The organism is Streptomyces hyaluromycini (assembly GCF_002217755.1).
Lineage (GTDB): Bacteria > Actinomycetota > Actinomycetes > Streptomycetales > Streptomycetaceae > Streptomyces > Streptomyces hyaluromycini.
In genome coordinates this window covers 137050-150709 of record NZ_BCFL01000022.1, presented here as the reverse complement: position 1 = coordinate 150709, position 13660 = coordinate 137050, and the positions used below count along the sequence as shown (strand labels likewise).

15 protein-coding genes, 1 pseudogene and 1 riboswitch are annotated in these 13660 nt (G+C 72.4%); of the genes and pseudogenes, 10 read left to right on the top strand and 6 right to left on the bottom strand.

Annotated elements, in window-relative coordinates:
- Positions 1-50 precede the first annotated feature (50 nt).
- Complete coding sequence (locus SSP29_RS27485) at positions 51-587, top strand: hypothetical protein (protein ID WP_089103496.1); 537 nt, start codon at positions 51-53, stop codon at positions 585-587.
- A gap of 104 nt (positions 588-691) precedes the next feature.
- On the opposite strand, the gene SSP29_RS27480 is transcribed toward SSP29_RS27485, so the two are convergent.
- Together SSP29_RS27480 and SSP29_RS27475 are read right to left on the bottom strand one after the other, a co-directional pair.
- On the bottom strand, positions 692-1321 hold the full coding sequence (locus SSP29_RS27480) for an MBL fold metallo-hydrolase (protein WP_089103495.1): 630 nt from the start codon (positions 1319-1321) through the stop codon (positions 692-694).
- Positions 1321-2409, bottom strand: coding sequence for an S-(hydroxymethyl)mycothiol dehydrogenase (locus SSP29_RS27475; RefSeq protein ID WP_089103494.1), 1089 nt, complete (start codon positions 2407-2409; stop codon positions 1321-1323). The genes SSP29_RS27480 and SSP29_RS27475 overlap by 1 nt, the downstream gene beginning before the upstream one ends.
- A 216-nt stretch (positions 2410-2625) precedes the next feature.
- Here SSP29_RS27475 and SSP29_RS27470 point away from each other — a divergent pair.
- The 3 genes and pseudogenes from SSP29_RS27470 to SSP29_RS27465 all read left to right on the top strand — a co-directional run.
- Positions 2626-3966, top strand: a pseudogene (locus SSP29_RS27470) (MBL fold metallo-hydrolase); the annotation flags it as partial.
- Between the two features lie 3 nt (positions 3967-3969).
- A complete protein-coding gene (locus tag SSP29_RS60005; RefSeq protein ID WP_245883265.1) occupies positions 3970-4293 on the top strand; it encodes a rhodanese-like domain-containing protein in 324 nt (107 codons plus the stop codon).
- Positions 4290-5042: a sulfite exporter TauE/SafE family protein gene (locus tag SSP29_RS27465; protein WP_089103492.1), complete on the top strand. Its 753-nt coding sequence runs from the start codon at positions 4290-4292 to the stop codon at positions 5040-5042. Before SSP29_RS60005 ends, SSP29_RS27465 begins: the two co-directional genes overlap by 4 nt.
- Before the next feature lie 96 nt (positions 5043-5138).
- On the opposite strand, the gene SSP29_RS27460 is transcribed toward SSP29_RS27465, so the two are convergent.
- Positions 5139-5426 (bottom strand): metal-sensitive transcriptional regulator, encoded by a 288-nt coding sequence (locus SSP29_RS27460; protein ID WP_089103491.1) that lies wholly within the window; start codon positions 5424-5426, stop codon positions 5139-5141.
- Between the two features lie 131 nt (positions 5427-5557).
- Between SSP29_RS27460 and SSP29_RS27455 the strand changes: the two genes are divergently transcribed.
- A complete protein-coding gene (locus SSP29_RS27455; protein WP_089103490.1) occupies positions 5558-6139 on the top strand; it encodes a rhodanese-like domain-containing protein in 582 nt (193 codons plus the stop codon).
- Between the two features lie 79 nt (positions 6140-6218).
- Positions 6219-7985, top strand: a complete 1767-nt coding sequence (locus tag SSP29_RS27450; RefSeq protein WP_174856013.1) for an ABC transporter ATP-binding protein — start codon at positions 6219-6221, stop codon at positions 7983-7985.
- Between the two features lie 116 nt (positions 7986-8101).
- Here SSP29_RS27450 and SSP29_RS27445 read toward each other — a convergent pair whose 3' ends face one another.
- Positions 8102-8398, bottom strand: a complete 297-nt coding sequence (locus SSP29_RS27445; protein WP_089103488.1) for a hypothetical protein — start codon at positions 8396-8398, stop codon at positions 8102-8104.
- 173 nt (positions 8399-8571) lie between these two features.
- On the opposite strand from SSP29_RS27445, the gene SSP29_RS27440 reads away from it, so the two are divergent.
- Positions 8572-8937, top strand: coding sequence for a nuclear transport factor 2 family protein (locus SSP29_RS27440; protein WP_089103487.1), 366 nt, complete (start codon positions 8572-8574; stop codon positions 8935-8937).
- A gap of 171 nt (positions 8938-9108) precedes the next feature.
- Positions 9109-9191, top strand: a riboswitch (ZMP/ZTP riboswitch).
- A gap of 26 nt (positions 9192-9217) precedes the next feature.
- Positions 9218-10066, top strand: coding sequence for a bifunctional 5,10-methylenetetrahydrofolate dehydrogenase/5,10-methenyltetrahydrofolate cyclohydrolase (locus SSP29_RS27435; RefSeq protein ID WP_089103486.1), 849 nt, complete (start codon positions 9218-9220; stop codon positions 10064-10066).
- A 3-nt stretch (positions 10067-10069) separates the two neighbouring features.
- On the opposite strand, the gene SSP29_RS27430 is transcribed toward SSP29_RS27435, so the two are convergent.
- A complete protein-coding gene (locus SSP29_RS27430; RefSeq protein WP_089103485.1) occupies positions 10070-11041 on the bottom strand; it encodes a CU044_5270 family protein in 972 nt (323 codons plus the stop codon).
- Positions 11034-11576, bottom strand: a complete 543-nt coding sequence (locus SSP29_RS27425) for an RNA polymerase sigma factor (RefSeq protein WP_089103484.1) — start codon at positions 11574-11576, stop codon at positions 11034-11036. The genes SSP29_RS27430 and SSP29_RS27425 overlap by 8 nt, the downstream gene beginning before the upstream one ends.
- Before the next feature lie 105 nt (positions 11577-11681).
- Here SSP29_RS27425 and ctaD point away from each other — a divergent pair, with 105 nt between their 5' ends.
- Both ctaD and SSP29_RS27415 read left to right on the top strand, forming a co-directional pair.
- Positions 11682-13277 carry an aa3-type cytochrome oxidase subunit I gene (ctaD, locus tag SSP29_RS27420; protein WP_089103483.1) on the top strand — a complete coding sequence of 532 codons (1596 nt, stop codon included), beginning with the start codon at positions 11682-11684 and terminating at the stop codon, positions 13275-13277.
- A complete protein-coding gene (locus tag SSP29_RS27415) occupies positions 13274-13615 on the top strand; it encodes a hypothetical protein (protein WP_089103482.1) in 342 nt (113 codons plus the stop codon). The genes ctaD and SSP29_RS27415 overlap by 4 nt, the downstream gene beginning before the upstream one ends.
- The last annotated feature ends 45 nt before the right edge of the window (positions 13616-13660 follow it).

The window sequence follows — 13660 nt, the reverse complement described above, 5'->3', positions numbered from 1 at the left end:
GACGACGACGGTACGGGCCGGACGATCAACAGCACAGATAGCGTGCGCACATGTCCTCGTTCTTGCAGCAACTCCCGGCTCTCATAGGCGTCGTGATCGGCGCGCTCGGTTCGTATCTCGCGGTGGTGCGGGGGGATCGGGCGCGGTTCCGGCGGGAGCAGGAGGTGCGCTGGGAGGAGCGGCGGCTGGCGGTGTACAGCGACTACGCGCGGGCGCTGAAGAAGACGGTGAACCTCACCTACCGTGTCGCGGCCCATCTCGGCAACGATCCGCATCCGCACCCGATCTCCCCGGCCGAGGCCGAGCCGCAGCTGGCGGCGGCCACCGACGGCCGTGATCCGGCCGGGGAGGCGCTGATCATGCTGGGCAGCCGGGAGGTGGTGGAGCAGGCACGGCACTGGGTGACCGCGGTGATGGCCATGGAGCGGTTCATGCGCTCCGGGACGGTCGACCCGGACGCCTGGCAGGACCTGCTGGAGCGGCAGCGGGCCTGCCGGGAGCGCTACTACACCGCCGTACGCGAGGATCTCGCGCTGCCTCCGGGGCACCCGGCGCTCTGGCCGACCCGGCCGGCTTCCGACGGCTGAGGGGCGTGCCGGTTCCGCGGTAGCCGGTGGCGGGGGCTCCCGCGGAAGCCTGACATCACGTGTCGTCCGCTGTTCTCCCGGCGGATGCCGTCCGCCGGGAGAGCTCAGTGGCCCCGGGCGATCCACTCCGCCAGCTGGGGTGCCTCGGCGCCGATGGTGGTCGGGTCACCGTGTCCGGTCAGGACCTTCGTCTCGGGCGGGAGGGTGAGCAGCTTGTCCCGGATGGAGTCGATGATCGTCGGGAAGTGCGAGTACGACCGTCCGGTCGCGCCGGGGCCGCCCTGGAAGAGGGTGTCGCCGGTGAAGACGGTGCCCAGACCCGGGTCGTAGAGGCAGACGGCGCCGGGCGCGTGGCCGGGCGTGTGCAGCACGGTCAGGTCGGCGCCCGCGGCCTCGATGACCAGCCCGTCGGACAGGTGGTTGTCGGGGTCGCGGTCGGGGTGGGTGAGCTTCCACAGCGGCAGGTCGTCGGGGTGCAGCCAGATCTTGGCACCGGTGAGGTCCGCGAGGGCGGGCGCCGCGTCGATGTGGTCGTTGTGGGCGTGGGTGCAGACGATCGCCTTCAGGACGCGGTCGTCGACCGCCTCGGCGATGGCCCGGGCGTCGTGGGCGGCGTCGATGACGATCACTTCGCGTTCGTCGCCGACGATCCACACGTTGTTCTCGACGTCCCAGGTGCCGCCGTCGAGGGTGAACTGTCCGGAGGTGACGAGGCGTTCGATGCGCGTGGTCATCACAGCACCACCACCGAACGCAGCACGTCGCCGCCGTGCATCCGCTCGAACGCCTTCTCCACCTCGTCGAGCTGGATGGTCTCGGTGACGAAGGCGTCCAGGGGCAGCCGTCCCTGCAGGTGCAGGTCGATGAGCATGGGGAAGTCCCGGGAGGGCAGACAGTCCCCGTACCAGGACGACTTGAGCGCCCCGCCGCGGCCGAAGACGTCCAGCAGCGGCAGTTCGAGCTTCATCTCGGGGGTGGGCACACCGACCAGGACGACGGTGCCGGCGAGGTCGCGGGCGTAGAAGGCCTGCTGGTACGTCTCCGGGCGGCCGACCGCCTCGATGACGACGTCGGCGCCGAAGCCGCCGGTCAGGTCGCGGATCGCCTCGACGGGGTCGGTCTCGCGCGAGTTGATGCTGTGCGTGGCGCCCAGGGAGCGGGCCTTCTCCAGCTTCCGGTCGTCGATGTCGACGGCGATGATCTTCGCGGCGCCCGCGAGGCGGGCCCCGGCGATCGCTGCGTCGCCGACCCCGCCGCAGCCGATCACGGCGACCGAGTCGCCCCGGCCGACGCCGCCGGTGTTGATCGCGGCGCCGATGCCCGCCATCACCCCGCAGCCGAGCAGTCCGGCGACCGCCGGGGAGACGGCCGGGTCGACCTTGGTGCACTGACCGGCGGCGACCAGCGTCTTGTCGGCGAAGGCGCCGATGCCGAGCGCCGGGGAGAGCTCCTGCCCGGTGGCGGCGAGGGTCATCCTCTGCTTGGCGTTGTGGGTGTTGAAGCAGTACCAGGGCCGGCCGCGCAGACAGGCCCGGCAGTTCCCGCACACGGCACGCCAGTTGAGGATCACGAAGTCACCGGGCGCGACGTCCGTGACGCCCTCGCCGACCGACTCCACCACCCCGGCGGCCTCGTGGCCGAGCAGGAAGGGGAACTCGTCGTTGATACCGCCCTGTTTGTAGTGCAGGTCGGTGTGACAGACCCCGCAGGCCTGCACCTGTACGACGGCTTCGCCCGGCCCCGGGTCCGGCACCACGATCGTCTCGACCCGCACGGGCTCGTCCTTGCCCGGTGCGATCACGCCGCGTACTTCCTGCGCCATGGGCCTGCCCTTTCGTCGCTCTGCTGACGTGCTGTCTTCCGACCCTACGCGGGAACGATCAGCGACGGCACGCATCGTTCGTCGCGGATCTTCCCGAACGGCCGCCGCCCCCGCCGCCCGCCACCTCCGCCGGATACCCCCGGGGGTACCTCTGCTACGGTGCTCCATATACCCCCGGGGGTAATTTCCGGGGATCGAGGAGAGGAGTGTGCCGCCATGTCCTTCGTCGACACCATCGAGGTGCCCGGACTGGGCAACCGCGGCTATCTGGCGGGCGGGGCGCACGGCGCCGTCGCGGTCGATCCGCCCCGGGACGTCGACCGGGTGCTGGCGGCCGCCGCCCGGCGCGGGGTGCGGCTCACGCATGTCGTGGAGACGCATGTGCACAACGACTACGTCTCCGGCGGCCTTGAGCTGGCCCGGCTGACCGGCGCCGCGTACGTGGTACCGGCCGGGGCGCGGGTGGCGTACGAGCGGGTGCCGGTGGCCGACGGGGACGTGCTGGAGATCGAGGCGGGCCTTGCGCTGCGCGCGCTGGCCACCCCCGGGCACACCCCGCACCACACGTCGTACGTCCTGGAGGAGACCGGCCGCGCGGTGGCCGTCTTCACCGGCGGCTCGCTGCTGATCGGCACGGTCGGCCGGCCCGACCTGGTGGAGCCCCGGCTCACCGGCGAGCTGGCCCGGGCGCAGCACGCCTCGGCACACCGGCTGGCCGCCGAGCTGCCGGACGGGACGGCCGTGCTGCCGACCCACGGCTTCGGGAGCTTCTGCTCGGCCGGGGACGCGTCCGGCTCCGCCACCACCATCGGCCGGGAGCGCGCGGTGAACGAGGCGCTGGTCAAGGACGTCGACACGTTCGTCGCCGAGCTGCTGGCCGGGCTCGACGACGTACCGGCGTACTACGCCCACATGGGCCCGCTGAACTCCGCGGGCCCGGCCCCCGTCGACCTCACGCCGCCGCGCCGGGCGGACGCGGCGGAGCTCGCGGCGCGGCTGGCCGCCGGGGAGTGGGTGGTGGACCTGCGCAACCGGGTGGCGTTCGCCGAGGGCCATGTCCCGGGCACCCTGAACTTCGAGGCCGACGGGCAGCTCGCCACCTATCTGGCCTGGCTGCTGCCCTGGGGCCGGCCGGTCACGCTGCTCGCCGAGTCGGCCGCACAGCTCGCCGACGCCCAGCGGGAACTGACCCGCGTCGGCATCGACCGCCCGGCCGCGGCCGCCACCGGCACCCCCGGGGCCTGGCTGCGCGCGGGCGAGCGGCCCCATTCCTTCCCGCGTGCCACGTTCGCAGAGCTGGCGGCCCACGGGACGCGGGACGTCGTCGTCCTGGACGTGCGCCGGGACACGGAGCGGGCCGGCGGCCACGTTCGGGGCTCCCTCCACATACCCCTGCACCGGCTGCGGGAGCGGCTCGGCGAGATACCCGGCGGCACGGTGTGGGTGCACTGCGCGGGCGGGATGCGGGCGGCCGTCGCCGCCTCGCTGCTCGACGCGGCCGGGCGTGCCGTGGTCGCCGTCGACGACGGGTTCCCGGCGGCGCGCGCGGCCGGGCTGCCGATGGCGCGGCTCACCGCGGTCGAGGCGCAGGCTCGCACGGACGCGGATGCCGTACTGCTGGATGTCCGCGAGGCCGGGGAATGGGCGGCCGGACACGTGCCGGGGGCCGTGCACGCCCCGCTCTCCGGGCTGGCGGCCGGGGCTCCGCTGCCACCGGCCGCCGCGGACCGCCCGCTCGTCGTGGTCTGCCGCTCGGGGCGGCGGTCCCGGGAGGCGGTGGCGCTGCTGGCCGCCCGTGGGCTGGACGCGGTGGACGTCGTGGGCGGGATGACCGCCTGGCACGCGGCGGGCCTCGCGGTGCGCGCCGAGGGCACCCCCGGATGAGCGCGCTTCTGCTCGCCCTCGCCGCCGGGGCCGTCACCGGGCTGGCTCTCGGGGCCCTGGGCGGTGGCGGCAGCGTGCTGGCCGTACCGGCGTTGATCTATCTGCTCGGCTTCACCCCGGCCGCGGCCACCACCGCGAGCCTGGTCGTCGTCACGGTCACCTCGGCCACCGCGCTCGTCGCGCACGCCCGCGAGGGCGCGGTGCGGTGGCGGGCCGGTGCGGTGTTCGCGGCGGCCGGGATCGTGCCGGCGGCGGTCGGCGGGGCGGTCTCCCGGCAGCTGCCGGCGGCGCTGCTGACCGGGGCGTTCGCGGTGCTCGCCGCCGTGGCGGCACTGCGCATGCTGCGGCCGCCGGCCGCCGGGTCCACCGCCGTCCCTGTTGCGGCTCGGGCGTCCCGGGTGGCCGGGGCGGGCGCCGGTCTCGGCGCGGTGACCGGGGTGCTCGGTGTGGGCGGCGGCTTTCTCGCCGTACCGTCCCTGGTGAACGTCGTGGGGCTGCGGATGCGCGCGGCGATCGGAACGAGCCTGCTGGTCATCACGATCAACTCGCTCACCGCGCTGGCGGCACGCGCCGGTTCGGCGGCGGACGTCGACTGGTCGGCGGTGGGCCCGTTCGCCGGGGCCGCGATCCTCGGCGCCTGGGACGGCAGACGGCTCGCGGCCCGGCTCTCCGCCGGCACCCTCCAGCGAGTCTTCGCCTACGCGCTGCTCGCGGTGGCGGCGTTCATGCTGGCCGACGCGGTCGGCTGACGCGCTGGCGGTCCGCTGGAAGTGCCGTGATCTGCCGACTGCGGCGCCGTCGTGGCTGATCGCGCAGTTCCCCGCGCCCCTTCGGGACGCTGCCGCTCAGGCCAGTGACAGGAACAGCTTCTCCAGCCGTGCCTTCATCTGCTCGGTGGTCTCGCCGTCCGAGCCGCCCCGCCCCGGATCGGCGATGCACTGCTGGAGCCCGGTCGCGATGATCGCGAAGCCCGCCCGGTCCAGGGCGCGCGAGGCGGCGGCGAGCTGGGTGACCACGTCCTCGCAGTCGCGGCCCTCCTCGATCATCTTGATCACGCCGGAGATCTGCCCCTGCGCCCGGCGCAGCCGGTTGAGCACCGACTTGAGCTCATCACCCTCGAACTGAAGCTCCACGACCACTCCTCACATACCCGTAGGGGTATGTTACCCGCCCTTCGGGCCAACCAGCCGCTCATCGCCTCCGGAAGACCTCCGGAAAACCCCCAGAGAGCCTCCAGAAGGCCCCCAGGAAGGATCGCACCCCCATGCCCACGACACCCTCGCACCCGACGCTCGACCCCGAGCACGCCCTCGCCCGCCTCCCGGAACTCACCGTCGTCGACGTCCGCACCCCCGGCGAGTTCGCCTCCGGCCACCTGCCCGGTGCCCACAACATCCCGCTGGACAGCCTGGACCGGGCGCTGCCCACGCTCCGCGCGGCGCGCGGCGAACTGCTCCTCGTCTGCGCCTCCGGCGCCCGAGCCGAGAACGCCCGGGCGGTCCTCGCCGGGCACGGCATCCCGGCGGCCACCCTCACCGGCGGCACCCGCGGCTGGGCCGGGCGTGGTCAGGAACTCCACCGCCCAGCGGGCGCGTCCCGTACGGCATGGGCCATGGAGCGCCAGGTGCGGCTCACCGCCGGGACGGCCGTCCTCGCCGGGCTGGCCCTCGGCCAACTGCACCCGGCCTGGCTGCTGCTGTCGGCGGGGGTCGCGGGCGGCCTGGTGTTCTCGGCGCTCACCGACACCTGCGGGATGGCCGCGCTGCTGGCGAGGCTGCCGCACAACCGGCCCCGCGCGACGGACCTCGACGCGACCCTCGCGGCCCTGGGTTCCGCCGCCGACTGACCGCACGCCGGTACCGGGAGCGGCCGTCGTAGCCTGGGTGCGTCGGAGGGCGCCGCCCACCGCCCGGACGAGGAGCACCGTGACCGTCGCAGACGCAGTTCCGACCGGACAGCCGAAAGAGCCCGTGTTCCGGCTGCTCCTCTCCTATGTACGGCCGCACCGCTGGGCCCTGCTGGCGGGCGCGGCGCTCTCGCTGGTGACGGGCGCGACCGGGCTGCTGCTGCCGCTGGTGGCCCGGGGGTTGATCGACGATCTGTCCCACGACCGTTCCATCACCGTCAAGTTGCTCGCGATGGCGGGTCTGGTGGTCGGCAACGCCGCGGTGGGCGCGCTGGGTTCGTACGTCCTCAGGCGCACCGCCGAGTCGGTGGTGCTCGGGGCACGGCGCACCCTGTCGTCGTATCTGCTTAGGCTGCGGATCTCCGCCGTGGACCGCACCGAACCCGGTGACCTGATGGCGCGGATCACCTCGGACACCACCCTGCTGCGCGAGGTCACCACGGACTCGCTGGTCGCGCTCGGCACCGGCGGACTCACCCTGGTCGCCACCGTGGTGATGATGGGCGTGGTCGATCCCGTGCTCCTTGCCGTCACCCTCGTCGTGATCGCCCTGGCGGGCACGGTGCTCGGCACGATCGTGCCGCGCATCAACCGGGCGAGCCGCCGGGCGCAGGACGCGGTCGGGGTGATGGGAGCCTCGCTGGAACGGGTGCTGGGCGCGCTGCGCACGGTGAAGGCGTCGGGCGCCGAGCACCGCGAGGAGCTTGCCCTGCACGAAGCCGCCGAGGAGTCCTGGCGGCAGAGCGTGCGGGCCGCCAAGTGGTCTGCGGCCGCCGGGAACACGGCGGGGCTCGCGATGCAGCTGGCGTTCATCACGGTGCTCGCGGTGGGCGGGGCCCGGGTGGCGACCGGTGCGATCGGCGTGGGCACGCTGGTGGCGTTCCTGCTCTACGTCTTCTATCTGATGCAGCCGATCCAGCAGGTCGTCGGGGCGATCACCCAGTACCAGACCGGCGCCGGCGCGCTCGCCCGGATCCAGGAGGCGCTGCGGCTGCCCGCCGAACCCGCGTCCCTGCCCGCCGAGTTGCCGTCCGGCGGCGCCGAACCGGCCTCGGTCGCCTTCACCGACGTACGCTTCCGCTACGCCGACGACCTGCCGTACGTCCACCACGGAGTCAGCTTCGACGTCCCCGCGCGGGGCATGACGGCCTTCGTCGGGCCGTCCGGCGCCGGCAAGACCACCGTGTTCTCGCTGATCGAGCGGTTCTACGATCCCGAGTCCGGCACGATCGCCGTGGACGGCCGCCCGGTCGCCGACTGGGAACTCCCGCTGCTGCGTTCGGCCATCGGGTACGTCGAGCAGGACGCGCCGGTGCTGTCGGGGTCACTGAAGGACAACCTGCTCCTCGGCAATCCGGAGGCGGACGAGGACGCGGTCGCGCGGGTGGTGAAGACGACCCGGCTCGACACTCTGGTCGCCAAGCTGCCGCAGGGGCTGGAGACACTGGTCGGGCATCGCGGGACCAAGCTGTCGGGCGGGGAGCGGCAACGGGTGGCGATCGCAAGGGCGTTGCTGCGCCGGCCCCGGCTGCTGCTCCTGGACGAGGCCACCTCGCAGCTGGACGCGGTGAACGAGGCGGCGCTGCGGGACACGGTCGCCGATGTGGCACGGTCGACCACGGTGCTGGTGGTCGCGCACCGGCTGTCGACGGTGACCATGGCGGACCGGATCGTCGTCATGGACGCGGGCCTGGTCCGCGCAGTGGGCACGCACCGCGAGCTGGTGGCGGCGGACCCGCTGTACGCGGAGCTGGCGGCGACGCAGTTCCTCGCCGCCGAGCACTGAGACCCGCGAGCCGGGCATCGACCACGGCGTTTCGGGCATCGGTCACGACGTACGGGGACCGGGTACGGCGGAGGGCCGCCCCGGTTCCGGGACGGCCCTCGGGATGCGGGCGGGGGTCAGTACTCGATGCCCGGTACCAGTCCCATGACGGGCGCGGCCAGGTCGGTGACCTGGTGCAGTTCGCCCAGTTTCTGGACTCCGTTCAGCCCCTGCACCTGCTCCGAGGCCTTCGGGATCTCGTCCTGGTACGGCGCCGGGATGTCACTGCGGGCGATGGAGTCGAGCATGCCGAGCGCGGTGAGCTTCCCGGGGTGCTGCGCGCTCGCGTCGGCGGCGTTCGCCAGCGGCGCGGCGAGGCCGGTGACCCCGACGGCGAGGCCGACGGCGGCGACGATACGTCGTGTTGGGATCATGTCCTCAGCAACGGCCCCGGCGCCCGGCCGGACACGGGCAGCCGGTCCCCCTCACCCGTCAGGCGGAGTGCGCGGCCTGCGCTTGCCGAGCCCAGCGGGGCGGAGGAGGCTCGTTGTGAGGGGCTCGCGCGGCCTGCTCCGCATCGGGTCGCGGGCTCCCGCAGGAGGTCACCATGGGCACCGCGACCGGTTCCACGTTCGACACCGACACGCTGCGCCGGGCCATAGAGGGGAACACCGGGAACACCCTTCTGGCGCTCTACGCGGACGACGCGGAGATCCGCATCGTCGACCGCAACACCCAGCCCAGCCACCCCAGGATCCTGCACGGCCGCAAGGACATCGCCGCGCTGCTGGACGACGTCTACAGCCGCGACATGACACACAAGCTGGACCGTTGCGTCGTCCAGGGCGACACGGCCGCATACACCGAGTCCTGCGAGTACGAGGACGGGGTCCGGGTGCTCGCCGAGTCGATGATCACGCTGCGCGACGGCAAGATCGCCGAACAGATCATGATCCAGGCATGGGACGACTAGTCGGGAGGACCGCGAGGGTCCAGGTCAGCTCCCGGTTGACCTGGACCTTCTCGGCGCGGGCCGCAATGGGACACGCCCGCCGCCCGCGTCGCCGTGGGTCCGCCCTGCTGCTGTGGACGGTCCTGCGGTCGCCGCACCACCGCAGGAAGCACTGACGGCTCGGTTACGCTGGGGGCGGGCCGTGACTGGCGCTGAGGTGGAGCACCACCGGGGAGCGGTCCGCACTGTCGATGCCGTGCGCCTGGGCGATCAAGGTCGAACCAGCTCAGGAGTGTGCCGCATGCCCCAGGCCCGCCTCATGGACGGAACCGCCGTCGCCCGCCGGATCGTCGAGGAGACCGCGAAGAAGGCCGCCGAGCTCACCGCACGGACCGGTGTCACACCGTGTCTGGCGACCGTGCTGGTCGGCGAGGACCCCGCCTCCGTCACCTACGTCCGGATGAAGCAGAACCGCAGCCGCAAGGCGGGCATCGCCTCCCGGCGCGTGGCCCTGCCCGCCGCCACGACCACCGGGGAACTCGTCGCCGTACTGCGGGAGTTGTCCACCGACCCGGCCGTGCACGGCATCCTGCTGCAGCACCCGGTCGGCGAACACATCGACGAGCGGGCCGCGTTCGAGGCGATCGCGCCGGAGAAGGACGTGGACGGCGTGACCTTCGCGTCGTTCGCGACGATGAGCTTCGGCCTGCCGGGCTTCGTCTCCTGCACGCCCGGCGGCATGCTGCGCCTGCTCGACGCGTACGACGTCGACCCGGCCGGGAAGCGCGCGGTGGTCGTCGGCCGCAGCGCGATCCTGGGCAAGCCGGCCGGCATGCTCCTGCTGGCCCGCGACGCCACCGTCACCTACTGCCACTCCCGCACCAGCGACCTCTCGGCGGTCGTCCGCGAGGCCGACATCGTGGTCGCCGCCGTCGGCCGGCCCCGGCTGATCCGGGGCCAGGACCTCAAGCCGGGCGCGGTCGTGCTCGACGCCGGCTACAACGAGGGCAACGTCGGTGACGTGGACTTCGACACCGCCGTCGAACGGGCCTCGCTGATCACGCCGGTGCCGGGCGGTGTCGGCCCGATGACCATCGCCGTGCTGCTGGAGCAGACCGTCGACGCGGCCGCCCGGCAGCTCGGGGCCTGAGGGTCAGCGCATCCAGGCGCTGTAGTCCATGACGTCCCCGGCGTGCACCCCGTACTCCGGATCGTCCCGCGCGAACGTGGTCTCCAGTCCGAGTACGACACCGGTGGCCGGGTCCAGGATCAGCATCCGCCGCCCGCCGGCGCCGCCCTCGTCGTACACGTACGCCTGCCCGGTGCGCCCCAGCCGGTCGGTGACCTGACCGGCCGGCCGCAGCCCCTTCGCATCGGCGAGGAGCTCGGCCAGGGCGGCGGACTCCCGCGCCCCGAGGGTCCAGTTGTCCAGCAACTCCTGGGTGGCGTCGAGGAGTTCGGAGGTGGTGAGGGTGTCGCCGTGGATGAGGTCGAGCAGGTAGGCGCGCAGCTTCGCCGGGTCGTGCGGGGGTGTCGACAGCGGCGGCCCGTCGCCCCACATCGGCGGGAAGGTCCGACGGCTGAGCACACGGCCGTCCTCGACCAGCCCCTCGTCGGTGAGGACGGGCCGGCCCGGGTGACTCGGGTCGGTCGCCACCACCACCTCGGTGTGACTGCCGTCGGCCCGCCAGCGCACCACGCGTTCCTCGGGCAGGGTGAGGGGCGGCCTGTCGTCGCTCATGCCCAGGCTCCAGGACTGCACATGGGTGCCCTGGCGCAGCGCCGGGGACCCGTCGCTCGCCGCCACGTCGGCCAGTCTCGCGACCTGTGCGAGCGGTACGGCGGCGGAGTGGGCGCGGACGGTCAGCGGCCGGGGTGCGGCGACGGCCGGGGCGCCGCCGGAGCCGCCGAGCAGGACGGTCAGCGCGACGGCCACCACGACGGCGGCCGCGGTCAGCCCCCATACCAGCCGCGGTCGTGACCAGGTCCGGCGCCCGGGACGGGGGCTGTGCAGCAACCGGTTGAGGTGCCGTTCTGCGGTGTGGTCGAGGGGGCCGTCGCCGAAGTGGGGGCCGTCGGCGGGGGCCGGGTCGGCGGCGCGCAGCAGGTCGAGTTCGTCAGCCATGGCGGTGTTCCTCGGGAAGGGCCCCGGCGGCGGGGGGTCGCAGTCGGTCGATCTCGGCTCTGAGCCGGCGGCGGGCGCGGTGCAGCCGCATCGCCGCCGCCCGGCTCCCGCAGCGCAGCACGACGGCGACCTCGTCGACGCCGAGTTCCTCCCACGCGGTCAGCCGCAGCACCTCCTGGTCGGCCGGGGACAGCCGGGCGAGCGCCTCGTGCACCCAGGCGCCGGGCCGGTCGCTGCCGGGGCTGGCCACGACGTGCCGTCCGTGCGCGGTGTCGTCGTTGCCCAGCCGGTCCAGCAGTCTGCGCCGGCGCCCGTACCCGCGTACCGCGTTGGCGAGGCAGTTGCGTGCCACGCCGTACAGCCAGGGCAGCGGGGCCGCCGGCAGGTCGGCGCGGCGGCGCCAGGCCACCGTGAACACCTCCGCCACCACTTCCTCCACCTCGCCGGTCCGCCCGTCCAGTCGCCGCGCGACATAGCGGCTGACCGCCCAGTAGTGCTCGCGATAGGCAGCGGCGAAGGTCTCGTCGTTGCTCATGTCCCGTTCTTGTCCGGCACCTTCCCGATCGTCACACCCTGCTGCGTGACGCTCGTCGCATCCGTCGAGTGTGACCGGCGTGCACAGCCCGGACACAGACGGGGCATGCGGAACCTCAAGTGGCTCACGACCACGGATCACAAGACGATCGGAACGCTGTACCTGGTCACGGCGTTCTCGTTCTTCTGCGTCGGCGGGGTGATGGCCCTGTTCATGCGCGCCGAACTGGCTCGCCCGGGCCTGCAGATCATGTCGAACGAGCAGTTCAACCAGGCGTTCACGATGCACGGCACGATCATGCTGCTGATGTTCGCGACGCCGCTGTTCGCGGGCTTCGCGAACTGGATCATGCCGCTCCAGATCGGCGCCCCTGACGTGGCCTTCCCGCGCCTGAACATGCTGGCCTACTGGCTCTACCTGCTCGGCTCCACCATCGCGGTCGGCGGCTTTCTCACCCCCCAGGGGGCCGCCGACTTCGGCTGGTTCGCCTACGCCCCGCTCTCGGACGCGGTGCGCACCCCGGGGATCGGCGCCGACATGTGGATCATGGGCCTGGCGCTGTCCGGATTCGGCACGATCCTCGGTGCAGTCAACTTCATCACCACGATCATCTGCATGCGGGCGCCCGGCATGACCATGTCCCGGATGCCGATCTTCGTCTGGAACGTTCTCCTGACGGCGCTGCTGGTCCTGCTGGCCTTCCCGGTCCTCGCCGCCGCGCTCTTCGCGCTGGAGGCGGACCGGAAACTCGGCGCCCACGTCTTCGACGCGGCCAACGGGGGAGCACTGCTCTGGCAACACCTCTTCTGGTTCTTCGGCCACCCCGAGGTGTACATCATCGCGCTGCCGTTCTTCGGCATCGTCTCGGAGGTCATCCCGGTCTTCTCCCGCAAGCCGATGTTCGGCTACCTCGGCCTGGTGGGGGCGACCATCGCCATCGCCGGCCTGTCGGTGACCGTATGGGCCCACCACATGTACGTCACGGGAGGCGTGCTCCTGCCCTTCTTCTCCTTCATGACCTTCCTGATCGCCGTCCCGACGGGAGTGAAGTTCTTCAACTGGATCGGCACCATGTGGCAGGGCTCGCTGTCCTTCGAGACGCCCATGCTCTGGACCACGGGCTTCCTGGTGACCTTCGTCTTCGGCGGCCTGACCGGCGTGATGCTCGCGTCCCCGCCGATCGACTTCCACGTCTCCGACTCGTACTTCGTCGTCGCCCACTTCCACTACGTGGTCTTCGGTACGGTCGTCTTCGCGATGTTCGCCGGATTCCACTTCTGGTGGCCCAAGTTCACCGGGAAGATGCTGGACGAGCGCCTCGGCAAGATCACCTTCTGGACCCTGTTCACCGGCTTCCACGGCACGTTCCTGGTCCAGCACTGGCTGGGCGCCGAAGGCATGCAGCGCCGGATCCCCGACTACCTGGCGGCAGAAGGCCTCACCACGCTCAACACGGTCTCGACGATCTTCTCGTTCCTGCTGGGCTCGTCACTGCTCCCGTTCTTCTACAACGTCTGGAAGACGGCCAGGTACGGAGAGAAGGTCGAGTCGGACGACCCGTGGGGCTACGGCCGTTCCCTGGAGTGGGCGACGTCGTGCCCTCCCCCGCGCCACAACTTCCTCACCCTGCCGCGGATCCGCAGCGAGTCACCGGCGTTCGACCTGCACCACTCGGCGGAGAGGGAGTTGAGCGCCCGATGACGGCGCGGGAGGAGGAACGCGCGCTGGTCAGCCAGATCGAGGGACATCTGCTGCTGGCGGCGACCAGGGAGGAGGGCCGAAGGGCGGCGGCTCGGCTGGCCGACCGTATCGGCTGGCTCACGGACACCCAACGGACCGATCTTGAGAGACATTTCGAGGCCGAATACCTGGACCTGGCCAGAGCGTCCTGGCAGCGCACGACGAAACGTGGCGAGCAGCTGAGGCGTGAGTACGAGACCAGATACCAGTACCAGTCTCTGCGCCAACGCCTCTTGGCCTGCTTCCTGCTGACCTGCGCCCTGCTGACGGCAACGGCTCTACTTGGGCTGGCGGCATGAGCGCCCCGTCAGGGGCGCGGGGCTGTGTCTGATCTGCGGCTACCG